The following is a 22,554-nucleotide window of genomic DNA, read 5'->3' as shown; positions in this document are numbered from 1 at the left end:
ACTCGGGGCCCCCTCTGGGGATAAGGGGTAATGGGGATTAGGGACTGGGGACTGGGGACTGGGGACTGGGGACTGGGGACTGGGGACTGGGGACAAGGGGAAAAGGAGATAAATACGATTACCAATTACCAATTACCAATGCCCAATGCCCAATGCCCAATGCCCATGATCAGAAATATTGTTTCAGGAACTTGTAGTTACATGAAGTCATCGTGAAAACTACGAGTTTCTTGAAAAATCAATATATATGCCAGCTAATAAGCCTCAATATCAACTGACTGCACCTATATGCTTATTTTTATTAGGAACTGCGTTGTCTCAAACTTTGACATATGCAACCTTAAACTCAAAACCTAACAGTCATAATTCCGCAGTCGTCGCCCAAAATTCTCCCAAGCCAGCACCTCAAGAAGTTGTACAAGAGGGAGAAGTACGGGCTTTACCTGGCAAACTCGATAATATTCCTGTATTTAATAGCAATAGCCCAGAATGGATTAAAAATGAGGGTATTTTGCTGTCTACGTTTCCCCCACAAGGGAAAAAAGTCTCGGCGGCGCATCTAAATTTTCCCTTTTCGGGACGCTTTGATTTATTTGCTCATCACTATACCCACACTCCCAAGGATTTACAGACGCTATACCTGGGTGTAATTGTGAATAATCCCGGTAAGCAAGCTGTAACAGTAGATGTATTGCAAGCGGCGAGTTATTTGATGCAGGATGCGCCGTTTGTAACGTTGGGGCCTTATATCGACAATAACGATGGTAAAGCTTTCTCAGGGCCAGGCGATCGCGCGGCTGGTGATGTATTGCGCGGGGTTCGCCAAGCTGATTTTCCGGCGAAGTTGGTAATTCCACCAGGACAAAGCCGAATGCTGCTGAATCATCCAATTCCGGTGAAAAATCTGGAAAAGCCTGTAAATGGTCGCTCTAGCTTTATGCGGCTGCGTAGTAGTGGCAAAGTCTATACAGCTAGTTTAGCAATGTTTGCGAAGAAAAACGCTGATGGAAGCGATCGCGCTCCTACCCTCACAGAATGGCAAGCTTTACTTAATAATGGTAACTTTGCCGGGCCACGAGACAAAACCCCTACTCCCCCAAATGCTACTGGTGGTGTGCTGATTTATGGGCGTGTAGCTGGTGTATCGCAGGGTTCGCAATGGCAAGCATCTCTTACAGATAACCCTAAAGCCCAAACTCTCACAATTCCGCAACCAGGTAAAGCGATTTCTTATCCTATTGCTACTCTTAAAGGCGGACGTTTAGGTAGCGAACAAAACCAAACTGCAAAAATGTTAGTCCGCTATCCAGATACCGCCTATGAAGCGCACGGTAATTATGGCGTGGAATATAACCTCAGCTTACCTTTGAGCAATACAACTAACCAAACCCAGAAAGTTGCTATTACCCTAGAAACACCATTAAAGGAAGATAAATTAGCCAAAGGAAATCTCCGTTTTCGCAAACCATCCTTAGATTTTCCCTTCTTCCGTGGTACAGTGCGGCTAAATTATACCGATGACCAAGGGCAAAAACAAACGCGTTATGTACATTTATGGCATAGAACCGCACAGGTTTTAGAACCCTTACTACAGGTGACGCTACCACCTGGAAGTAAAAAAATGGTACAGATAGATTTGATTTATCCCCCAGATTCAACACCACCACAGGTATTGAGTGTGAAAACGCTGGCGAAATAAATACAGCAAAGCCAAGTACAATAGACCTGCAAGCAGTGGGTAAAGGGAAAAGGTGAAGGGCTAAACCTTTTCCCGACTGCTGCAAGCAGTCTAATGCAAAAATGCGATCGCGTTGTGCTTGGTTAATTGATGAATTAGTCCTAAATTAACGTATTATCTTTGAGGCTCTAAAACTTCTACCTCATGAGCAATGTTTGCAGGATGGGGAACAGGTAAACCCTCTTCTAGCATTCCCTCGATATGAAATTCAATGGCTTCTGCAATTATCCGCTTAACTTCTTCTAAAGTTTCACCCACAGCTACACAACCAGGTAAATCGGGGACATAAGCGCCGTAGCTAGTTTCTCCCTTTTCAATCAAGACTGTATAACGCATTATTCTTGTTATTTAACCAATTGGACGATTTCCGGGATTTACTGCGTGAATATATTCACTACCAGAATGCGGTCTACCACGTTTATATTGAGCTTCTTCTGGTTTACCCCATCCTAACTGCAAAATAATTTCTAGGAAGTTGGAATTTTCCCATTTCCATAAACTTGCCCATTCTGTGATTTGAGCAATTCTTTCAACATCTAGTTTATTAATTTGCTGGTATTGTTTGCTATTATTAAAACTCAAATATAAGTCCATTGCTGCTGTGACTTCATACCAAAATTCTAAGATAGAATTTTTTGCAGTATGTAATATTGCCAAGTCACTTGTGATAGCTATTAACTCATGATCTATTTTAGGATATTTCAATGTTTTGCCTTTAACATTCACTTCATGCCAGATAATTCCTGAAACATGATTTTCTTTTTGATAATCGTGAATGGCGGCTTTAAAATCTTGATAGGCAGTGAATTTTTGCAATCCATCGCTTCTGATAAATTGGTCAATTAAAGGATTGCCAGAGACCGTTACTTCTAACTTCAAGCGTTCACCTTTCAGGCAAGCTTGACGCTCATCTGCCAAAATTTTTATAAGTTCCTCGGTAGTGTAAACCTTTGACATCAGAACACACTCTAAATTAGTCAATTGTCATTTGTCATTGGTCATTGGTCATTGGTCATTTGTCGTTAGTTATTTGTCATTTGTTATTTACTGTTGCTTATTTATTATGGGTTAAGTTTCTTAATGGCTAAGGTAAATTCTTACAGTATTATGCTTTAAGCTTATGGTAAATGCAGTATCAGGTATAGCAGTCTTAATTGTTTGAAATCATAAAAACTTAGGGCAGACCATTTGGTCTACCCTGAAAGTTATTTACTTAACTCACTACTGAACTCATTGAAAGAACGCCGTTTTAACTGCACTGATTCGGTACGTGGTAATAAATCAAACACTTCACGAAAGCGATCGTCGATTTCCTCAAAGGGAACTTGACCCTGCTTATTTAAAAGTACTTTACCTGATTTATCTAACACCACCACTTGAGGAACAGCACCAGAGTAGTAATATCCTACTTCCGTAGGTTCATAAGTTTTTTGAGCAGGGATAGTATCTACACTAATGGGGATAATCTCTGCGACTTTACCATAGAATTCTTGCACTCGTGAAATTGTAATGGCATATTCCTTACAATCTTTGCTGTCGTCAACATAATAAGCCAAAAATGCTGGTTTATGCTCTGCTAAAGTCTGTGCTAGTGTTTGTCTCGGTGGAACCAGTGAACCATTACCAGCATAAACCACGAAAATATTGCCATCATAAATGTCATCTTTAAGACCAGCAGAGGCTGCTTGCATATTGATAATGAACAGGCAAACAAGCATCACTAAAGCTTTGGAAACCCATCGTTGCCAACTAGATTTTTTATGTAAAAACCGATACTTTATGCCATTCATTAAATGAACCTTGAGAACTACAATTTGTCAGTTTGTGCTGAATTCAGCAAACAGCGCTGGATAGATGATTTACGTCTATGCACTATTTTTTAAGATAACGCCTATGGGGACGGGGGAGTAGTGGGGATGAGGGGGATGAGGGAGATGTAGACGCTTTGCGGCTACTCTACGAGAACGCCTAAAGGCGAACCCGCAGGGTGGGGGATGAGGGGGATGAGGGAGATGGGGGAGAAGAAATTTTGAATTTTGAATTTTGAATTCCCTTTAGGGGTTGACTGGCTTTTTGTGCGAGGATTCGCTAAACTCTCAAGATTAATTTAAAACTTAAGCTATTAACTACTGTGGCGAACAAAATACAACTTATAGATAGGCTCAAACTGGGTTTGGCGGTGTCAGTCGCAAAGGGTGTGACATTTATGGTGCGATCGCTCCGCCTGGGTGCTGCTAGTGTATTACCAGGCTCAATTGCTCGACGGATTGAACCTAAGCTGTTGCAGTTATTGAGTCAGCAGGTGAAAAAAGGCGCGATTCTGATTGCGGGTACTAATGGGAAAACTACTACATCGCTGCTGTTACGGGAAATTTTAGAACGTCAAGGCTACCGTGTTGCTCATAATTCCACAGGCGCAAATTTAGAAAATGGTTTGATGACTGCGCTGATGGATAACACTAACATCCTGGGTAGCTTGGATGTTGACTATGCGATTTTAGAAGTTGATGAAAATATTTTACCTAGGGTTTTAGCACCAATTCAGCCAAAGCTAATTTTGTGTTTAAACTTGTTCCGCGACCAACTCGACAGGTATGGGGAAGTTGATACTATTAGTAAACGCTGGGGAAAAGCGATCGCAACTTTATCACCTGATACTATCGTAGTGGCAAATGCCGACGACCCCACAATTTGCTATCTCGGTCAACAATTAACTCAACAGCGTGTCTCGTTTTTCGGTTTGAGTGAACCGGAACATTATTTAGAAGCAATTCCCCATGCTGTAGATTCGATTTATTGTCCCAGATGCGGCAAGGCTTTAGACTACAAGGGCGTTTATTTATCCCACATGGGTGAATATAGCTGTGGTAATTGCGGTTTTAGTAGAAGTCAACCGAGCCTCAATAGTAGCGAATGGCCGCAAATTTTGGTGGGTTTATATAACAAATACAATACCTTAGCTGCTGCTACTGCTGCCCAAGAATTAGGAGTTGAAGCAGCCACTATCCGCGAGACAATTCCCAATTTCCAAGCAGCCTTTGGACGTGCGGAAGAGTTAGAAATTAACGGGAAAAAGGTACGGATTCTATTATCAAAAAATCCTGTGGGGACGAATGAAACGATTCGCGTAGTTACAGAAAGTGCTGATAAAACTACTTTGCTAGTATTAAACGACAGAGTGCAAGATGGCGAAGATGTTTCTTGGATTTGGGATGTAGATACAGAGAAATTAGTTCAGCGTGGTGGTACTTTAGTTGTGAGTGGCGATCGCGCTTATGATATGGCCTTACGTCTGCGCTACAGTGACCCCAATCCTGCCCAAAATTTTAACCTGATTGTAGAAGAAGACTTACGTCAGGCTATTAACACCGCCTTAGAGCGTACACCCAACAACGAAACCCTGCATATTTTACCCACATATACAGCAATGTTGAGCGTCCGTGAAGTATTAACAGGACGCAAGATTTTATAAATTTGGTGTTTGGTGTTGGGTGTTTGGTGTTTTTTACCTTCTTCATCCCCAATTACCAATTACCCATTACCCATTACCCATTACCCTTTCCCCATTCCCCCTTCCCCAATCCTATGAATTATCAAATTACAATCGGTTGGTTATATCCGACGCTGATGAGTACCTATGGCGATCGCGGTAATGTAATTACTATAGAACGCCGCGCTCAATGGCGGGGATTTGGCGTTAAGGTTGTATCTTTAGATCAAAATGCGACAGCAGAGGATATTAAAGCTGTTGATTTAATTGTCGGTGGTGGCGCACAAGACCGCCAGCAGGAAATTGTTATGCGCGATTTGCAAGGTGCGAAAGCCGATGCGATGCGTGAAAAAATCGAAAATGGCACACCGGGAGTATTTACCTGTGGTTCTCCGCAGTTGCTAGGACATTATTACGAACCTGGACTAGGACAACGCATTGAAGGTTTAGGAATTTTAGATTTAGTCTCTGTGCATCCTGGTGAAAATACTAAACGCTGCATCGGTAACTTAGTCATTGAAGTGACAGCTTCTCGCCTAGCGCAGGATTTAAAAGCGATGACAGGTAGCACACCGTATTTAGTCGGCTTTGAAAATCACGGTGGACGTACCAAGCTAGGGAAAGTGGAAGCCTTGGGAAAAGTCGTGTACGGCTTAGGCAATAACGGTGAAGATGGTACAGAAGGAGCATTTTATCAGAATGCGATCGCAACCTATTCTCACGGCCCCTTGTTACCCAAAAATCCCTTTGTTGCAGATTGGTTAATTCAAACAGCGTTGCGGCTGAAGTATCAACAGCCAATCACACTAGAACCTTTAGATGATACCTTAGCAATGCAAGCACGGGAAGCCATGTTTAAGCGGTTGAAAGTGAGTTTACCAACACCTGCTGCAGCTAACGTTTAAGTACTTAGGGCCTTCCAAGTAAAAAAATATTCCTAACATTATTGTTGACTGTTAACTGTTGACTGTTAACTGTGAACAATCAACGGTCAACAACGTTAATACGGAATAATTTATTTTTTGGAGTTCCCTTACTTAAACAAACGTGGCTGTCCAGATCCCCGACTTTCTCAAAAATTCGGGGATCTAAATCTCGCTAAAATCTGTCAGTTCGCGTAGGATGCGTTATACCGTTTCACTAAAAGTGTGATACATTAACGCCTGTTGCCAACCTTGTTCCCATGCTTCCCGTAAATTTTGAGATCTAATTGCTTTGGTCATGCATCATTATCTGTTGCAGGCGCTTCAATAATACCTTGAATATAGCGCTTCTATTTACGCTGATGAATGATGGTGAATAAAGTCTGTAGGCTTCACCCATCAGAGAAAGCAGTTATCCTGAGAATATGGAACTTCAACTTCCGAACTGCAACATCCGACATCCACAGGAAACTGCACCCCTATTAATTCCCTAGAATTGTTTGCAAACCTTGAACTAATCTCTCCATCCCTGCTTTTACCGTCTCTTGTTGCAGCGCACCGTAAGCAACACGCAGATAGCATCCATCTTCCATCCCAAAGGTTGTACCAGGAATCACTGCTACTTGATGTTCCTGTATGAGTTTTTTGACTAACTCAAAAGCATTCATCTGGGTATGAACTTTCAAGAAGAAATAAAATGCGCCATCCGCAGGGGTAATAGTACACAAACCTTGTAGGTGATTGAGCGATTCCAAAACTACTTCTCTGACTTGGGAAATTGCACCAATATTTTCCTTTAAATACTCTTCTTTAGCTTGCAATGCTCCTAAAGCTGCATACTGAGAAATGACTGGCGCACAAATCAAAATAGTATCTTGGACTTTTTTCACAGGAACCAGCAGATGTTGCGGAATCACCATATAACCGATGCGCCAACTCGCAAAACCGTAGGCTTTAGAAAGGCTATACAAGGAAATGGTGTAATCGCTACTATTGGCAAAGGCAGCCGGGGAAATATGTTTTACGCCGTTATAAGTAAAGTATTCATAGGCTTCATCGCTAATGTGATAAATTCCGTTATTGCCACATAATTGATTAACTTGCCGCAATGCTGCTTCTGAATACACTACCCCTGTAGGATTATTGGGGGAAATCGTAACAACTGCCCTGGTTTTAGGTGTAATTGCTTGGGCGATCGCATCTGGACGCAGTTGATAATTTTCATCGGTATCTACTAACACCGGACAACAACCCGCCATTGTAATGGCCATTTCATGATTGAAATAGTAGGGTTTATTGAGAATAATCTCATCACCAGGGCTAGTAATCGCTAGAATGGCGTTCATAAACCCCATGTTGCTGCCGGCGGTGACAACTATGCAGTTATTTTGATTAATTTCAATGCCATTAAAGGCTTGTAATTTTGCTGCTAAGGCTGCTATTAATGGCGGAATTCCCTCAACTGCTTTGTATAAATTATTCGTGGGTTCTGCCAGAAACTTAGCTAAAAACTCCTGTGCTTGTGGTGGTGGATTGTAGGAAACCACACCTTGTCCTAAAGAAATAGTTCCTGGCGAATTTGTAATCAATTCCCCAACAACAGGAATGATTGGCGTTTGCACCGCCTGCATACGAGATGTTAGGGATTCCATATCAAATTAAGCTGAAAGGGGCGGAGGAAAGCGGATATCGGCATTAAATTGCTCAACATTGGCGCTGCGATGAATCGGTAACACATATTCTAAATTTTCATGGGGGCGGGGAATTATATGATGGGAAAGCACTTCACCCCCATTCACTCGTCCTACTGCTTCTAATCCTGCACCTACTGCAACAGTTACCTCGCCTACTTCCCCCCGAATCAGCACCGTAATTCGCCCCAAATCAGTATTTTCATACCCTACAAGCGTGATCCGCGCCGCCTTACACATCGCATCCCCAACTTCCACGGCTGCGGGTACGCCATAAACTTCAATCATGCCGAGTGATAGTGTCATAGGTTAGGGACTGGGGACTGGGGACTGGGGACTGGGGACTGGGGACTGGGTAATGATCATTTCTCCCTCATCCTCCTCATCCCCCTCATCCTCCTCATCCCCCTCATCCTCCTCATCCTCCTCATCCTCCTCATCCCCCTCATCCCCCTCATCTCCTCCATCAATTACTTGCCAGACTTAACTGCGACTCTTGACGCGCACGCTTACCTGTAATCATCATTTTGACACCATTCGCAGGCGCAAGGGTAAGACCCCGACGGCGAGCTACTTCTGGTTTATGATCAGCTAAAGCGAGTTGATAGCGCGAAAGAATTGTTGCCAATACTATTTTCATTTCAAATATGGCTAAAGCTTCACCTAAACAGCGACGGACACCGCCACCAAAGGGTATAAATTCATAGGGGGAAAATTGGCGTTCGAGAAATCTTTCTGGCTTAAATTGCTGATGTTCTGGATACAAATCCTCTCGTTGATGGGTGAGAAACATACAGCCAATGACTACTGTATTTGGTTGTAGAGAATATCCTATGAGCTCAACAGGTTCTTGTACTACCCTGGGAAATGTCAACATAGCAACTGGCCGAATCCGCAAAGTTTCATTACAGACAGCAGTAAGATAGGGCAGTCGGAAAATGCTCATAGGGTCAGGAGCATCGCCCAAATTGTCTAGTTCTTGTAATAATTTGGTGTAGACTTCTGGTTTTTGGTGTATCCAATATAATCCCCAAGCCATCGCCGTTGCGGTCGTTTCGTATCCAGCAACTAACAGAGTAATCAACTCATCTCGCAACTCTTGATCGGTCATTTGATTACCCGCTTCATCTGTTGCGGACATCAGTAAAGAGAGAATATCTATGCGTTCAGGATTTGGTTTCTGGCGACGTTCGGCAATTTCTGCATAAAGTAATTGATCGAGTTTCTTTTGATCTCGGAGAAATTTTCCCCAGGGACTCCAAGCACCTAAATCTTTTTGTAAAGCAGGGAAAAACAGAAAGCTAGAAGTTAAAGGAGAGCGAAACAGATCCCCCATCAACTTTAATTGTTGCTTCAGTTGTTCGCAACGTTCTCCCTCATAAACACCAAACACTGTTTGTAAAATGACTTGCAGAGAAATCTCTTGGGTGGTGTTACGAGCCGAAAATATCTGATTAGTCGGTAATTGATTAAGTAATTTTTCAGTCAAATCACGTATTAGCTGACCATATGCTCGCATCCGATCGCCATGAAAGGAAGGCATAACTAATTGTCGTCGCTTTCTGTGGCGATCGCCATCTAGCATGACAATTGAATAGTCTCCTAATAAAGGCTGTAAAAGTTTATTTTCTTTACCAATGGCTAAAAACTTTTTGCGATCATTGGTTAATATTTCTTGTAAACCCTGGGGATGGTTCACAAAAACGATGTTGTTCCCAAAACCAATGATCCGGGCAGTGAAAAGATCGGGATATTGCTGGGCTGCACTTTCCATATATCCTACAGGATCAGCCACCCATTGGATTCTTTGCAGAAAAGGAGGCTTTTTCAGCTGATTGGGTAGTTGCATATCAAAAAAAGTGAATTCATGCCTGTGCTAAATATGCAGTGTAACTTTTTCTCCGCACCTTGACAAAGTAATTTCCGATTCGGTATTTGCTATTAAATAGCACCACTCATGAATACAATAAAACCCACCTACTTAGATTTATTGAAATCAAATACGCTTTTGGGTCAGCATATATCTATAGATGGTTGCAATATTGCGCGCATCGTCAATACCACGGTGGTGTGTACCCTTCAGTTCCATTCCTAAATGTTCCAGAGCCTGCGCCATACCAAATCTTTTAGATACGCTAAGATATTTGGAAAATTCCTCTTTAATATTTATATGTTCTGCACCGAAAGGATAAGGAACATGATGATATTTACAGTCTTGAATAAACTGACTTTTATCGTAATTCCCCCAAGAACAAAAAATATTATTAGGAAATGAACTCATCCATGCTTTGAGATTAGCGATCGCCTCGGTAAATTTAGGCGCTGTCTCAATATCTTGTTGCTGTATGCTAGTTAAATTTGTGCAGAAAGGTGTTAATTGCGGATTTCTCACAGGTTGGATAAACTGTTGAAACTCCGAATCAATTTCCCAAGTATTCCCATTGAGCATCACCGCACCAATTTCGATGATCTCCATTTCTTGACGCGGAACAGTCCCGCGATCGCAACAGGTAGCTTCTAAATCGATGATCAGATAATAGGGATAATTTTGATTGTTCATTTTAATAAATAAAAATATTTAATTTGATTTTTTGACCACTTGGCAATATTGTCTTTTGTACAGCCTGATAATACATATACTACATAGTGTAATGTATGAAATCAGGACTCTGCAAGCAACGCCGAGCAATTAATTTGAGGAAAAAGGTTTCAGCCAACCAAGTTGCATAGCAGCATCGAGTGCGATCGCAGCGATCGCAAACCACAATATACTCTCAAGCGCTAGGACAAGATGAGGTAAGAGAGAAACTGTAATATTCCCATCGGCTTCTATTTGAGTTAATCCTCTGACTAAACCAAAAGCAAACACACCACCTGCTTTTAGGTGAGGATTGTGATCTGTACGGATGATATAGCGGTAAGTAACACCAAATAGCAAGCCAGAGAAAGACGCGATCGCACCACTCAGCAAAAAATGTAAAGTTAGCGGCTCAATTAAGAGAGTTGCGAATAAGGAAAAATACTTTGCCAGCACTAAAGTGTTCACAAGACTAGTGGCAATAAAAGCTAAACCCAGCGATAAACCGCCAATTATCCCAGCTTTTAAGGATTCCAGGCGTTCCACCATCAATTGAGCATCTAAAATTCTATTCACAATTGTCCCACGCTTCCTTGCAAATCAACCAATAATACCAATTCGTAATTCGTAATACCCTACGGGAAGCGCAAAGCGCTACGTAATTCGTAATTAAGAAAGCTAGATTTCCCAAAGCTTTGGGAGGAAAGCATCTGTTGCCGAATTTTGGTGAATTCGTATAAGAGTTGCATTCCCCATTGCCCATTGCCCATTCCCCATTGCCCATTCCCCGTTCCCCATTGCCCATTCCCCATTCCCCATTCCCCATTCCCCGTTCCCCATTCCCCATTCCCCATTGCCCCTTTCCCAGTATGATGAATAGAAGAACTGTTTTGTAATCATTTTAAAAGTGGAACTATGGCGATTTTGACATTGGGATGGGTATCACTGTTGGTCGTATTCACTTGGTCAATTGCAATGGTAGTTTGGGGCCGTAACGGACTATAGAAGCATCGTGGAAAGTCCATTTCTGAGTATTTTGGCATTATTTGCTGTAGCGCTGCTAGTCGCAGTCACAGGAGGCGTTGGTTATTTAACTCTGGCAGATTGGCGCGATCGCCGTCTTCGAGAAAATGAAAAACGCGAAACCAAACGCAGTACTCCCAAGCGGAAGTAATTTCTGCTTGGTATACTACAGCCTAATTTTCTAGAGGCAAAAATTTTGTCTGAGGGGTAGCGATCGCTGCCTCTCAATCGTATTAATTTATACTAAATTTAATAAATTTGAGTTATTATACTTATTTCTAAAGATATAGATGTATAATTTGTATGTTATTATACGTATGTCTTTAGACACAAAACTTAAAAAATCTGTTACCTTCAGGGTATTTATGGGCATCTTAAATATAGAAGACTCGTAAGTATTTAAAGCCCTATTTGGCATGGAAAACTCCTTTTCGCTACAATCTTCAAACCCAAATACTGAGCAAGAAGCATATCAGCCAGATCAGAGATTTTCCCTCTATCAAGGCGATCAACATAGAGCTTTGTCTAAAGTAATTGCCCGTATCCGCGAATCTTTAGATATAGAAACTATCTTTAAAACTACAGTCAAAGAAGTGCGTCAGCTGCTCAATAGTGACAGGGTGGGAGTTTTCCGTTTTTACCCTGATTCGGGATGGGAAGGAGAATTTATCTATGAAGATGTGGCTACAGAATGGAGTTCAGCGCTAAAAGCAAAACTGCGCGATCAATGTTTTGCTACAGAATTTGCTGGGTTGTATCAGCAAGGGCGAATTAATGTCTTACATGATATCTATCAAGCTAATATTAGCGATTGTCATATCAAGCTCTTAGAAAGGTTCCAAGTCCGTGCTAATATTGCTGTCCCCCTGATGAAAGGTAAAGATTTATGGGGATTGCTATGTATTCATCAATGTAGTCAACCTCGGCAATGGCAAGCATCAGAAGTTGAATTTGCCCAACTCATTGCTGAACATTTAGGAGTTGCATTACTACAGGCAGATTATCTCGAACAAGTAAAAATACAATCAGCACAATTAGCGCAAGCAACAGCCAGAACCAAAGTAGCAGAATGGCAAAAAACTATAGCCAAAACTGTAGAAAAAATTCGTCAGTTTCTCGATTTAAAAAGCATTTTCCATGCTACCACAGAGGAACTGAGAAAATTGCTGAATGCCGATCGAGTTGCTATTTACCGTTTCAATCCAGATTGGAGTGGTGAATTTGTCTTTGAATCAGTAGCAGCAGGTTGGACTTCTTTAATTGAGGAACAGTCACAGCGTCCTGAATTAGGTGAAAATGTTAGCGAATGTAGTGTTAAAGATTTAGCCGAAATTCCCTTAGTTGATACTTACTTACAAGATACAGAAGGCGGACGTTTTACTAGAGGCGAAGTCTATCGAATTTGTAATGATATTTATCAAGCTGATTTTAGTGAATGTTACATTAACGTCTTAGAAAGTTATCAAGCAAAAGCTTATGTCATTATTGCTATTTACCACGGACAAAAACTTTGGGGTTTGCTAGCTGTTTATCAAAACGATAGCAGCCGTGATTGGCAAGAAGATGAAGTTTATTTACTGACTCAAGTTGGTACTCAACTAGGTGTTGCGTTACAGCAAGCAGAGTTTTTAGAGCAATCACAAAATCAAGCAGCAGAACTCACCAAAGCTGCTGAAAGACAAAGGGCGCTGGCGAATACCGTTGAAAAAATTCGGCAATCATTAGATATTGACATTATATTTAAGACTACTACTCAAGAAGTACGAGGATTATTACAAGTAGAAAGAGTCTCAATTTATCGTTTTAATCCTGACTGGAGTGGTGAATTTGTTGCAGATTCTATTGTTGATGGCTGGACAAGAATCATTCAACCACAATCTGTCACAGAACAGGCGCTTTTACCAGGAACACCACCAGGTAAATATGCGCGTCATGAAATATTTGTACCTATTTCTCAAGGCGAGAAACTTTGGGGTTTATTAGTAGCTTATCAAAACTCCCAAGCACGTTATTGGCAAAATGAAGAAATCAATTTGTTAGCGCAAGTAGGCGTACAATTAGGAGTAGCAATACAGCAAGCAGAAACCTTGAAGCAGGTGCAAATACAGGCGCAGCAATTGGCTCAAGCTGCTGAAAGAGAACGGAAAGCTACTGAAAGAGAGAAAGCTTTAGCTGCAACCGTGAAAAAAATGCGCCAATCGCTCAATCTTGATACTATATTTGCCACCACTACTCAAGAAGTGCAAAGACTATTAGAACTTGATAGAGCCACAATTTACCGTTTTCAAGAAGACCATAATGTTGAATTTGTAGCTGAATCATTAGTAAATAATGGGACAGTGAATCGGCAAGTTGTGCCTTTAATTATTAGAGATTATTTCCAACAAATTCAAGGCAGAGATTACCATAACAGTAAAATTCTGGCTATTAAAGATATTTACAATACAGAAGATTATACCAATCATATTTCTTTGCTACATCCTATAGTAGCTAGAGCCTATATGATTGTGCCAATTTTCCAAGGTGAAGAAATTTGGGGATTGCTGGCGGTATATCAAAATAGTAAATCTCGAGATTGGCAAGAAGATGAGATTGATTTACTAGTGCATATTGCCAATCAATTAGGCGTAGGAATTCAACAAGCAGAATTACTAGAACAAACGCAGCGCCAAAAAGAAGAATTGACACAAACACTGACAGAGTTGCAACGCACGCAAACTCAGTTAATTCAAAGTGAAAAAATGGCTGGGTTAGGACAAGTAGTTGCTGGCGTAGCTCATGAAATTAATAATCCAATTAGTTTTATTTACGGCAATATTTCCCATGTCACCGAATATACTGAAAACTTGCTGAACCTGCTGCGAATTTATCAGAAAAATTATCCTAATCCGAAAGCAGAAGTTAAACAGCAATCAGCAGAAATAGATATAGAATTTATCGCTAAAGACTTACCTAAGATTCTGACTTCTATGAATACTGGTGCAGAACGCATCAGCGAATTAGTACTTTCATTACGTACTTTTTCACGCCTGGATGAAGCAGATATGAAACCTGTGAACATCCATGAAGGTATTGACAGTACATTAATGATTTTACAACATCGCCTGAAACTGCAGGCTGATGGGAGTGGTATTGAAGTAGTGAAGAAATACTCTCCATTACCTCCAGTTGAGTGCTATGCAGCCGAGATGAATCAGGTATTTATGAATATTCTCAGTAATGCAATTGATGCAATAGAGAATGGAGTAAAAGTGAAAAAAACCATTGAGCAGCCTGAAATTTATATTTATACAGAACTGGTAGATGAAAATTCCATCCAGATTCGGATTTTGGACAATGGTTGTGGTATTCCAGAAAATATGCGATCGCGAATTTTTGATCCGTTCTTTACCACCAAGGAGCCAGGTAAAGGTACGGGTGTGGGATTATATATTAGCTATCAGATTGTTGTGGAAAAACATGGTGGTCAAATTCAGTGCTTTTCCGAGCCTGATAAAGGTTCTGAGTTCTTAATTCAAATTCCGATTAAACGGGCAGTCAGCTAAAAATATTACAATAGATAATAAACAGAGAACAGGGAATAGGCAGCAAGAATATGCCCTCTGCCTCATGCCCTGTTTTTCATATTGCTTGCCCCGGAAATGTTAAACTCGTAAACACTGGGGTTAAAGTGCCTGGGCTAAGTTTGACTTTCAGACAATGGTATTTGGCAATCGCTTCAATTACTCGTAAGCTGTTACGCATTTAAATTGTATATTTCGCACTCAGGTTGTCAAAAGTCCAGAGTCCATAGTCAAAGGCTAGCTTGGACTTTGGACTCTTGACCCTTGACATTCCTAACGCCAGAATATTTGATTTATGTGCGTATCAGCTTACATTCAAGCTCTAATTATCTTAATGAAAAAGTATCATTAATATTGCATTTTGAATTATTTATATGGTTACTCTATCTCCTAGCCTCAAAGCTAGACTCTCTCAACCCTTAAAAATCGGTGCTTTTGCAGTCAACAGCCGGGTTTTACAGTCACCTTTATCTGGTGTCACTGATTTGGTATTTCGCCGTCTGGTACGTCGCTATGCACCAGATTCGATGATGTATACCGAAATGGTGAACGCTACGGGGTTGCACTATGTGAAAGAGTTGCCAAAAATCATGGAGGTAGATCCCAATGAGCGACCAATTAGTATCCAGCTATTTGATTGTCGTCCAGATTTTTTAGCAGAAGCAGCAGTCAAAGCGGTAGAAGAAGGCGCTGATACTGTTGATATTAATATGGGCTGTCCTGTAAATAAAATCACTAAAAATGGTGGTGGTTCGTCGCTATTAAGACAGCCAGAAGTAGCAGAGGCAATAGTTAGAGAGGTAGTAAAGGCTGTTAATGTACCTGTAACAGTCAAAACCCGTATTGGTTGGAATGACAAAGAAATTACTATTCTCGATTTTGCCAAACGGATGGAAGATGCAGGCGCACAAATGATCACCGTGCATGGACGTACTCGCGCCCAAGGGTATAATGGCAATGCGCGTTGGGAATGGATTGCGCGTGTGAAGGAAATCTTATCTATCCCAGTGATTGGGAATGGCGATATCTTCTCAGTGGAAGCGGCGGTGAAATGCTTAGAGCAAACTGGTGCTGATGGGGTGATGTGTTCCCGTGGGACTTTAGGTTATCCGTTTTTGGTGGGAGAAGTAGATTACTTCTTAAAAACTGGAGAACTGTTACCGCCACCTACACCAATTCAGCGTTTGGAATGCGCTAGAGAACATTTACAAGCTTTATGGGAATATAAAGGCGATCGCGGTGTACGTCAAGCCCGCAAGCACATGACTTGGTACGCTAAAGGCTTTGTCGGTGCTGCTGATTTGCGCGGACAGCTAAGTTGTGTAGAAACTGTCAATCAAGGTTTAGATTTGATTGATCGCGCCATTGAACAATTGACTAAGGGTTATGAACCAGAATTAGATGCAGAATCTAATTTTGCTTTTGTTTCATAAGTTGTGATGCATTTAAATTGAGGCTACGCCAACAAGCCAAAATTTAAAATCTAATATCAATGACAAATGGGGAGGGCACAGCATTGCTGTGCCCTCCGAATAATTAATAGGTTGTAAATATTGTTTGAATTTAAATTGACTTAACTTGATGACGTTTATTCAAAGACAACCCTAACAATGTAGCAATTAATCCTAATCCTACCAAAGGTGTTGGTTCAGGAACACGTTTTGGTTGAGATGGAGTAGTTGGGGGTGTATATAAATTGCCATTAAATAAGTAATTATGAGACTCTCCATTTCCAGTTAAAGAACCTACAATTACGTTACCATTAACTTGACCGTTATTGAAATTGAAATTCGCTAAAGGTGCCAGAATACTACCTTGAATGCCAATTCCACTAGCAGTTAAGTTGGTGGCTTCATAGAAGTTGTAAATCACCTTTTGCTTATCTGTACCAATGATATTAAATCCAAAGTTTTGCATTGACACATTTGTACCACTAATATTTATAACGACAGTGGCATTTGCATCAGCTTTAATTTCAAAATAGTTGGTTTTGGAAACATCTGCACCTGAAAGATTAAACACATTAAAAGCACTACCGCTAGCAGCGAGGTTAATCGCACCCCAAGATTGAACTGTAGTTTTACCAGTGGGAGTCAAGCTTGCCAAAGATTGCGAGAGTGATCGCAGTTCTGCTGCTGCGGCATTAAAATCTATGGGATTGCCTTTGCTGAGAGTACCATTAGGGAAGCCAACATTGCTGGCAACATTGGCAACGCCTCCATAAACAGCATTACCGTGGTTTACTTGACTGTTACTTAAAGTCAAGTTCTGCCCAGCTACTACTACATTTCCGCTATTATTAGCCAGTTTACTTCCCAATCCACCCACAAAATTGATATTACCGCCAGCAGCTAGCTTACCTTCAATATCTGTATATTGCTGAGTTACATTTCCTAAAGAAAATACGTTGTAACTAGAGGCGATTCCTAATCCGGCTGCATTCGCTTTTTGTGATATACCCACAGATAGAGTTACAAGCATCGGTGCTGCTATCCCAGCACATAAATAGCTTTTGAATTTCATAATCTATTGTCTAGTAGATTTATTGATGTTCATAATCATCCTATGAGACAAACAATATCCGACATTCTTTGTTAGGAGAAATTTATTGCATTTTTTATGTGTGTTGGATTTAAATGTTATTCTTTTGAAGATTTTAATTTGTCAGTAAGCTTACTGTTGACTTGATTAACTAAAATTTTTAAATAAAATTTTCCGTAATTACCGATTGATTGAGTCACGCAATATTTTTCTTGTTTACTAACAAATACTATAATTTTCTATTTGATAACTTTGAGATTGGATAAGCTGAAATCTTCGCAACCAGTTATAAATCCGCCTGTTGCTTGGATTTGTTGCAGGTATTCAATGGCAGATTTAGTAATTAATTCTCCCGGCATTAATACGGGTATTCCCGGGGGATAGGGACAGATAATTTCGGCACAGATGCGATCGCAGGTTTTTTGCAGAGGTAAAGTTTCTGTAAAGGCAAAAAAAGCGGCGCGGGGAGAAATTTGCATAGAATTACCCAGCTTAAAAATATCATCCCATAAAATTAACGTCTTTTTTTCTGGTTGTGCTGGGTGCATCTGAGACAGAGTAGTAAAACCCTCAATCAATTTTTCAATATCAGCTTGGGTGTTGCCGTGACTAATAATAAAGGTGAGATGCTGTAATGAAGCGAATTCCGGCGTTACACCGAGCTTTGCGTCTAAAATTTCCTCAGCTTCAAAGCCAGTGAAACCCAAGCCGGAAACGGTGACGGTGAGGCGGGTTTGATCTAAAGCTACAAAGCCTGGTGACCTTACTCCCAACCCCTCTCCGCCAGCAGAGAGGGAAGTAGGTGCTGATAAAACCGATAAACCTGGAATTTGGCTAATACTTGTTCTAGCTGTATCTGCAAGTTGCAAAGTCCGAAACAGCAGTTGTTTGCCAGATAATGCCATTTGCTGACGTGCGGCATCGAGGGAGGCTAAAAGTACATAGCTGGGGCTGGTAGATTGAACTAATTGCAAAGCTTTACTGATGCGTTCGCTATCTATGCGATTGCCTTGAATGTGCAGCATAGAAGCTTGTGTCATCGCTCCCAGGGTTTTGTGGATGGATTGTACAGTTAAATCTGCACCTGCGGCTAAAGCTGGGGTAGGTAATTGGGGATGAAAGGTAAAATGTGCGCCGTGGGCTTCATCAACCAGTAAAGGGATATTGTATTGCTGGGTAATTTGGGCGATCGCTTTTATATCCCCACAAACGCCATAATATGTGGGGTAAACTATCATCACTGCTTTGGCATCAGGATGCTGTTGCAGCGCAGATTTCACAGTATGGGGTGTAACACTGTGGGCAATATCTAAAATTGGGTCATATTCTGGATTGAGGAAAATGGGAATTGCACCCGAGAGAATTAAACCCGCGATCGCAGAGGAATGTACATTGCGCGGCAAAATAATTTTATCGCCAGGATTACAGGTAGCAAGAATTGCCGCCTCAATCCCACAGGTGGAACCATTAACCAGAAACCATGTTTGGGATGCACCAAAGGCTGCTGCTGCTAGTTGTTGCGCCTGTTGGATTGCGCCTTGGGGTGCAAACAAATTATCTAAATCTGCTAATTCTGTTAAATCTGTGCGAAATACAGCTTTACCCAGCAAATCTGCTAAGGGTGCTGCTATTCCCTCCCCCTGTTTATGTCCTGGTGTGTAAAAAGGAGCATGAGGACGTGATGCCCAGATTTTTATAGCATCTAATAATGGTGTTTGGTTTTGATTCAGCATAAAAATTACAGAGGAGTCAAGGAGCAAATCAATTCAGAATTTCCAGTCAAACTGCAAAATCTGAATTTTCTGCCCCTCATCTCCTCTGTTATGAGCCAAGAGTATAATTACGTGCAATTATTATGGAGCTAAAGCGTTACCACGCAACAGACTACCAAGGGTTTTGGCAGTAATTTTCAGTTGAGTGATGGGGTTGGCAGGAACAACAGTCTTATACAGATAGCTGTCGAATGTGAGCTTTTGCACATCTAAGTCAGCACACATTTCTACAAACGCCTCGCGGGTAGCATCGGAGCGATAAAATACGGTTTGCAGAATATCCAACACCTTATAGGTGAGTCCGTATTTTTTATCCCAACGCTTCAGGTACAGCTTGAGGTCTTTTTCTGTGGGGATGATTTGGCCATTGTTGGATATTTCCACAATTGTTTCCGCACACATCCGTCCAGACTTAGCCGCAAAGTAAATACCTTCGCCAGAAGATTTGGTAACGTAACCAGCCGCATCTCCTACCAAAGCGACTCTACCCACAACCCGACGAGGACGGGGATGTTCGGGAATGGGGTGTGCTTCCACCTTGATGATTTTACCGCCTGCCAATTTTTCAATAGCACGGGCGCGAATACCTGCTTGTAACTGTTTAATGCTGGCTTTATGTACCTGCATTGTGCCAGTACCAACAGCTACGTGGTCATATTTGGGGAAAACCCAAGCATAGAAGTCAGTAGAAACGTCATTGCCAACATACATTTCGGCAAGGTCGTTATAGTAAGCCATTTTGTCTTCGGGGAGACGAATCCGCTCTTGGAAAGCGATCGCATAATTATAATCCCCTGCATCGATTTCTTTGGCAATCCGGGAATTTGCCCCATCTGCCCCAATTACTAAATCCACTTTTAAGGTTTTGGCAATCCCTTGTGCCGCACCTTCTGTATGGTCAACGTAATGGATAGTATAAGGGTCAGTATTGTTGGTGGGTATATCCAGTTTATGAACGGTGGCGTTTATTAAAGTTGCACCGAGTTTAGCTGCACGATCCCGCAAGAAACCGTCCAACACTTCCCGGCGGCACATTCCTATATATTCATCTTCATTTATCAGATTGATATCAACCTCACGATTTGAGGGTGAGATCATTTTCATCTTCCGCACTCGGCGATCGATAATCTCTGGTGGTAGGTCAAATTCACCCACCATACACAGGGGAATCGCACCCCCGCATGGCTTCGCATTATCTAGCTTCCGCTCAATCAGGTAAGTCTCAATTCCAGCTTTTGCCAGTGTTTCAGCGGCAGATGAACCAGCTGGGCCTGAACCAACAACAGCAACCCGTAGTGTCAAAGGTTTTCTCCCAATCTTGACATTTACCGAAAGCATCCTACCATGTACATTTGGCTCATTTCTCGCTCTGGCTTCTGGTTTTAAAGTAAATGCAATATTCCTTAATATTTCGATACGAATAGCCAGAAGGGATGAGGGATGAAGTATGAAAGATGAAATTGAATTTTTTATACTTCATCTTATAAGTTATGGAAATTTCTCCGTTAGATTTGCTGGGCAGAAGACTCGGTGTGATAGCAATTACTGGATATCAAAAGCACATTTCTCCCCGGAAAGGCTTTGTTTGCGCTCATCGAGTATTATATGGTGGTGAATCTTGCTCGCAATACATCAAGCGGGTAATTGCCGAAGATGGATTTGCAGCATTACCTGCCAAGTCCCGTCAGCGATTTCAAGCTTGTAAGGAAGCCAACCGCATTTTAAGGTCACAAGCTGAGGAATCAGAACCAATAGCCGAAGGGGAAGAGCAAGAGGAGAAATCACCCATACCAGGTAGAAAAGCTCAACAATCTTCCTCAACTAACAATACCTGTGGAGACACTACTGATTGTGCTAACATCACCGATGCTAGTTGCGACTGTGCTGAACTGCTGAATATGGCTCCTGATTGTAGTCCCTCAGATTGCAGCACCCCAGATTGCAGCGCTGCTGATTGTAATTCCTTGGATTGTAGTTCCCTAGATTGCAGCGCGGCTGATTGCAGTGTCCTTGATTGCGGTAGCTGCGGTAGTTAAAATCTTTGCCATGCAATCTAGCCCACAACCCATGCTCTATGGTATATATAAAACACGGTAAACCTAGCAATTAGCCGTAGATCAGATGCAAAGGGAAGGCAGCAGTGGGCATATTAGTTGAGAATGTATCCAAAAACTTTGGAAGTTTCAAAGCTATCGAGCAGGTAAATTTAGAGGTAAAGACTGGTTCTCTGGTTGCCTTGCTGGGGCCATCGGGATCTGGTAAATCTACGCTGCTCAGGCTAATTGCCGGGTTAGAATTACCAGATACAGGGAAAATCTACCTAACGGGTAAAGATGCAACTTACCAAAGCGTACAAGACCGGAACATTGGCTTTGTGTTTCAGCACTATGCCTTATTTAAGCATAGGACTGTTAGAGAAAATATCGCTTTTGGCTTAGAAATTCGCAAAGTCCCAGCAAAGAAAATTCAAGGGCGAGTAGAACAATTATTAGAACTAGTGCAATTAACTGGACTAGGCGATCGCTATCCATCGCAACTTTCTGGTGGTCAAAGACAAAGAGTAGCCTTAGCGAGAGCTTTAGCAGTAGAACCAGAGGTATTGCTACTCGATGAACCCTTTGGCGCGCTGGATGCGAAAGTTCGCAAAGATTTACGCGCATGGTTACGCCGCCTCCATGATGAAGTTCATGTTACCACTGTTTTCGTGACCCATGACCAAGAAGAGGCGATGGAAGTCTCTGACGAAATTGTGGTGATGAATAAAGGACGCGTCGAACAAGTAGGCACCCCCGCAGAAATTTACGATCATCCTGCTAGTGCCTTTGTCATGAGTTTTATCGGGCCAGTTAACGTTTTGCCTAGCTCTTCGAGTATTTTTCAAGAACAAAGGTTTGAAGCACCAAACCCTGAAGTCTTTTTGCGCCCGCAAGATGTCGTTGTCGAAAGAGTGGCTAACGGCACGACTACACCTGCAACAGTCAGCCGCGTCATCCATTTGGGTTGGGAAATTCAAGTGGAATTGAATTTAGATGAAGGGCAAGTAGTGATGGCACATTTAACACGCGATCGCTTTAAGGAATTAGAATTAGAACCTGAACAACGGGTGTATGTGAAGCCGAAAGATGCGAAATCATTCCCCTTGTATTATTCAATTTGAAGCCACTCACTCAATCTAGTAGTCTGCCAACCCAAAAATGTTAGGTGGAGGTTGGGTAAAGGTTAAAGGGAAAAGGGT

General features: G+C 41.7%; 22 protein-coding genes. 10 read left to right on the top strand and 12 right to left on the bottom strand.

Annotation, left to right across the window (positions count from 1 at the left end; genetic code table 11):
• Positions 1 to 30: 30 nt before the first annotated feature.
• Positions 31 to 216: a hypothetical protein gene (locus tag HG267_RS19160; RefSeq protein ID WP_045867672.1), complete on the top strand. Its 186-nt coding sequence runs from the start codon at positions 31 to 33 to the stop codon at positions 214 to 216.
• A 31-nt stretch (positions 217 to 247) separates the two neighbouring features.
• Positions 248 to 1,699, top strand: coding sequence for a DUF3370 domain-containing protein (locus tag HG267_RS19155; protein ID WP_045867673.1), 1,452 nt, complete (start codon positions 248 to 250; stop codon positions 1,697 to 1,699).
• A 153-nt stretch (positions 1,700 to 1,852) separates the two neighbouring features.
• Here HG267_RS19155 and HG267_RS19150 read toward each other — a convergent pair whose 3' ends face one another.
• From HG267_RS19150 to HG267_RS19140, 3 genes are all read right to left on the bottom strand, one after another.
• Positions 1,853 to 2,074 carry a type II toxin-antitoxin system HicB family antitoxin gene (locus tag HG267_RS19150; protein WP_045867674.1) on the bottom strand — a complete coding sequence of 74 codons (222 nt, stop codon included), beginning with the start codon at positions 2,072 to 2,074 and terminating at the stop codon, positions 1,853 to 1,855.
• 12 nt (positions 2,075 to 2,086) lie between these two features.
• Positions 2,087 to 2,695: a hypothetical protein gene (locus tag HG267_RS19145; RefSeq protein WP_045867675.1), complete on the bottom strand. Its 609-nt coding sequence runs from the start codon at positions 2,693 to 2,695 to the stop codon at positions 2,087 to 2,089.
• 248 nt (positions 2,696 to 2,943) lie between these two features.
• A complete protein-coding gene (locus HG267_RS19140) occupies positions 2,944 to 3,528 on the bottom strand; it encodes a thylakoid membrane photosystem I accumulation factor (protein WP_045867676.1) in 585 nt (194 codons plus the stop codon).
• A 341-nt stretch (positions 3,529 to 3,869) separates the two neighbouring features.
• Between HG267_RS19140 and HG267_RS19135 the strand changes: the two genes are divergently transcribed.
• Together HG267_RS19135 and HG267_RS19130 are read left to right on the top strand one after the other, a co-directional pair.
• Positions 3,870 to 5,210 (top strand): Mur ligase family protein, encoded by a 1,341-nt coding sequence (locus HG267_RS19135; RefSeq protein ID WP_045867677.1) that lies wholly within the window; start codon positions 3,870 to 3,872, stop codon positions 5,208 to 5,210.
• Positions 5,211 to 5,323: 113 nt separating this feature from the next.
• Entirely contained in the window at positions 5,324 to 6,133 is an 810-nt protein-coding gene (locus HG267_RS19130; RefSeq protein WP_045868796.1) for a type 1 glutamine amidotransferase, read from the top strand.
• 500 nt (positions 6,134 to 6,633) lie between these two features.
• On the opposite strand, the gene HG267_RS19125 is transcribed toward HG267_RS19130, so the two are convergent.
• The 6 genes from HG267_RS19125 to HG267_RS19100 form a co-directional block, all read right to left on the bottom strand.
• Complete coding sequence (locus HG267_RS19125; RefSeq protein WP_045867678.1) at positions 6,634 to 7,803, bottom strand: pyridoxal phosphate-dependent aminotransferase; 1,170 nt, start codon at positions 7,801 to 7,803, stop codon at positions 6,634 to 6,636.
• A 6-nt stretch (positions 7,804 to 7,809) separates the two neighbouring features.
• Complete coding sequence (locus tag HG267_RS19120) at positions 7,810 to 8,148, bottom strand: carbon dioxide-concentrating mechanism protein CcmK (protein ID WP_045867679.1); 339 nt, start codon at positions 8,146 to 8,148, stop codon at positions 7,810 to 7,812.
• Positions 8,149 to 8,308: 160 nt separating this feature from the next.
• Complete coding sequence (locus HG267_RS19115; protein WP_045867680.1) at positions 8,309 to 9,691, bottom strand: cytochrome P450; 1,383 nt, start codon at positions 9,689 to 9,691, stop codon at positions 8,309 to 8,311.
• Positions 9,692 to 9,838: 147 nt separating this feature from the next.
• Positions 9,839 to 10,402: a 3'-5' exonuclease gene (locus tag HG267_RS19110; RefSeq protein WP_045867681.1), complete on the bottom strand. Its 564-nt coding sequence runs from the start codon at positions 10,400 to 10,402 to the stop codon at positions 9,839 to 9,841.
• A gap of 129 nt (positions 10,403 to 10,531) precedes the next feature.
• Entirely contained in the window at positions 10,532 to 10,969 is a 438-nt protein-coding gene (locus HG267_RS19105) for a hypothetical protein (protein WP_045868797.1), read from the bottom strand.
• A gap of 86 nt (positions 10,970 to 11,055) precedes the next feature.
• Positions 11,056 to 11,274 carry a hypothetical protein gene (locus tag HG267_RS19100; protein ID WP_155538917.1) on the bottom strand — a complete coding sequence of 73 codons (219 nt, stop codon included), beginning with the start codon at positions 11,272 to 11,274 and terminating at the stop codon, positions 11,056 to 11,058.
• 61 nt (positions 11,275 to 11,335) lie between these two features.
• Between HG267_RS19100 and petN the strand changes: the two genes are divergently transcribed.
• The 4 genes from petN (at position 11,336) to dusB (ending at position 16,439) form a co-directional block, all read left to right on the top strand.
• A complete protein-coding gene (gene petN, locus HG267_RS19095; protein WP_010998401.1) occupies positions 11,336 to 11,425 on the top strand; it encodes a cytochrome b6-f complex subunit PetN in 90 nt (29 codons plus the stop codon).
• 7 nt (positions 11,426 to 11,432) lie between these two features.
• Positions 11,433 to 11,594 (top strand): hypothetical protein, encoded by a 162-nt coding sequence (locus HG267_RS19090; protein ID WP_096621953.1) that lies wholly within the window; start codon positions 11,433 to 11,435, stop codon positions 11,592 to 11,594.
• A 265-nt stretch (positions 11,595 to 11,859) separates the two neighbouring features.
• The gene (locus tag HG267_RS19085) at positions 11,860 to 14,988 is read left to right on the top strand and encodes a GAF domain-containing protein (RefSeq protein ID WP_045867683.1); all 3,129 of its coding nucleotides are present in this window, start codon (positions 11,860 to 11,862) and stop codon (positions 14,986 to 14,988) included.
• Positions 14,989 to 15,380: 392 nt separating this feature from the next.
• Positions 15,381 to 16,439 (top strand): tRNA dihydrouridine synthase DusB, encoded by a 1,059-nt coding sequence (dusB, locus tag HG267_RS19080; protein ID WP_045867684.1) that lies wholly within the window; start codon positions 15,381 to 15,383, stop codon positions 16,437 to 16,439.
• A 130-nt stretch (positions 16,440 to 16,569) separates the two neighbouring features.
• Here dusB and HG267_RS19075 read toward each other — a convergent pair whose 3' ends face one another.
• The 3 genes from HG267_RS19075 to chlP all read right to left on the bottom strand — a co-directional run bounded on the left by HG267_RS19075 (position 16,570) and on the right by chlP (position 20,621).
• Complete coding sequence (locus tag HG267_RS19075) at positions 16,570 to 17,529, bottom strand: choice-of-anchor A family protein (protein WP_052335033.1); 960 nt, start codon at positions 17,527 to 17,529, stop codon at positions 16,570 to 16,572.
• 257 nt (positions 17,530 to 17,786) lie between these two features.
• Entirely contained in the window at positions 17,787 to 19,280 is a 1,494-nt protein-coding gene (locus HG267_RS19070; RefSeq protein WP_045867685.1) for an aminotransferase class I/II-fold pyridoxal phosphate-dependent enzyme, read from the bottom strand.
• Between the two features lie 120 nt (positions 19,281 to 19,400).
• Positions 19,401 to 20,621 carry a geranylgeranyl reductase gene (chlP, locus tag HG267_RS19065; protein WP_045868799.1) on the bottom strand — a complete coding sequence of 407 codons (1,221 nt, stop codon included), beginning with the start codon at positions 20,619 to 20,621 and terminating at the stop codon, positions 19,401 to 19,403.
• 188 nt (positions 20,622 to 20,809) lie between these two features.
• Between chlP and yidD the strand changes: the two genes are divergently transcribed.
• Together yidD and HG267_RS19055 are read left to right on the top strand one after the other, a co-directional pair.
• On the top strand, positions 20,810 to 21,355 hold the full coding sequence (yidD, locus tag HG267_RS19060) for a membrane protein insertion efficiency factor YidD (RefSeq protein WP_045867686.1): 546 nt from the start codon (positions 20,810 to 20,812) through the stop codon (positions 21,353 to 21,355).
• A gap of 104 nt (positions 21,356 to 21,459) precedes the next feature.
• Positions 21,460 to 22,476, top strand: a complete 1,017-nt coding sequence (locus HG267_RS19055) for a sulfate/molybdate ABC transporter ATP-binding protein (protein WP_045867687.1) — start codon at positions 21,460 to 21,462, stop codon at positions 22,474 to 22,476.
• Positions 22,477 to 22,554 lie beyond the last annotated feature (78 nt).

The organism is Tolypothrix sp. PCC 7601, from assembly GCF_025677855.1.
Taxonomy (GTDB): Bacteria; Cyanobacteriota; Cyanobacteriia; order Cyanobacteriales; family Nostocaceae; genus Aulosira; species Aulosira diplosiphon.
The sequence above is the reverse complement of the archived record's forward strand: the minus strand, read 5'-3'. Positions and strand labels throughout refer to the sequence as shown.

Bases quoted from the DNA above. Each gene is read 5' to 3' on its own strand.
- HG267_RS19160 (WP_045867672.1), top strand. From the start codon at position 31: ATGGGGATTAGGGACTGGGGACTGGGGACTGGGGACTGGGGACTGGGG.
- HG267_RS19155 (WP_045867673.1), top strand. From the start codon at position 248: ATGCCAGCTAATAAGCCTCAATATCAACTGACTGCACCTATATGCTTA.
- HG267_RS19150 (WP_045867674.1), bottom strand. From the start codon at position 2,074: ATGCGTTATACAGTCTTGATTGAAAAGGGAGAAACTAGCTACGGCGCT.
- HG267_RS19145 (WP_045867675.1), bottom strand. From the start codon at position 2,695: ATGTCAAAGGTTTACACTACCGAGGAACTTATAAAAATTTTGGCAGAT.
- HG267_RS19140 (WP_045867676.1), bottom strand. From the start codon at position 3,528: ATGAATGGCATAAAGTATCGGTTTTTACATAAAAAATCTAGTTGGCAA.
- HG267_RS19130 (WP_045868796.1), top strand. From the start codon at position 5,324: ATGAATTATCAAATTACAATCGGTTGGTTATATCCGACGCTGATGAGT.
- HG267_RS19125 (WP_045867678.1), bottom strand. From the start codon at position 7,803: ATGGAATCCCTAACATCTCGTATGCAGGCGGTGCAAACGCCAATCATT.
- HG267_RS19120 (WP_045867679.1), bottom strand. From the start codon at position 8,148: ATGACACTATCACTCGGCATGATTGAAGTTTATGGCGTACCCGCAGCC.
- HG267_RS19115 (WP_045867680.1), bottom strand. From the start codon at position 9,691: ATGCAACTACCCAATCAGCTGAAAAAGCCTCCTTTTCTGCAAAGAATC.
- HG267_RS19110 (WP_045867681.1), bottom strand. From the start codon at position 10,402: ATGAACAATCAAAATTATCCCTATTATCTGATCATCGATTTAGAAGCT.
- HG267_RS19105 (WP_045868797.1), bottom strand. From the start codon at position 10,969: ATGGTGGAACGCCTGGAATCCTTAAAAGCTGGGATAATTGGCGGTTTA.
- HG267_RS19100 (WP_155538917.1), bottom strand. From the start codon at position 11,274: ATGGGGAATGGGGAATGGGGAACGGGGAATGGGGAATGGGGAATGGGG.
- petN (WP_010998401.1), top strand. From the start codon at position 11,336: ATGGCGATTTTGACATTGGGATGGGTATCACTGTTGGTCGTATTCACT.
- HG267_RS19085 (WP_045867683.1), top strand. From the start codon at position 11,860: ATGGAAAACTCCTTTTCGCTACAATCTTCAAACCCAAATACTGAGCAA.
- dusB (WP_045867684.1), top strand. From the start codon at position 15,381: ATGGTTACTCTATCTCCTAGCCTCAAAGCTAGACTCTCTCAACCCTTA.
- HG267_RS19075 (WP_052335033.1), bottom strand. From the start codon at position 17,529: ATGAAATTCAAAAGCTATTTATGTGCTGGGATAGCAGCACCGATGCTT.
- HG267_RS19070 (WP_045867685.1), bottom strand. From the start codon at position 19,280: ATGCTGAATCAAAACCAAACACCATTATTAGATGCTATAAAAATCTGG.
- yidD (WP_045867686.1), top strand. From the start codon at position 20,810: ATGGAAATTTCTCCGTTAGATTTGCTGGGCAGAAGACTCGGTGTGATA.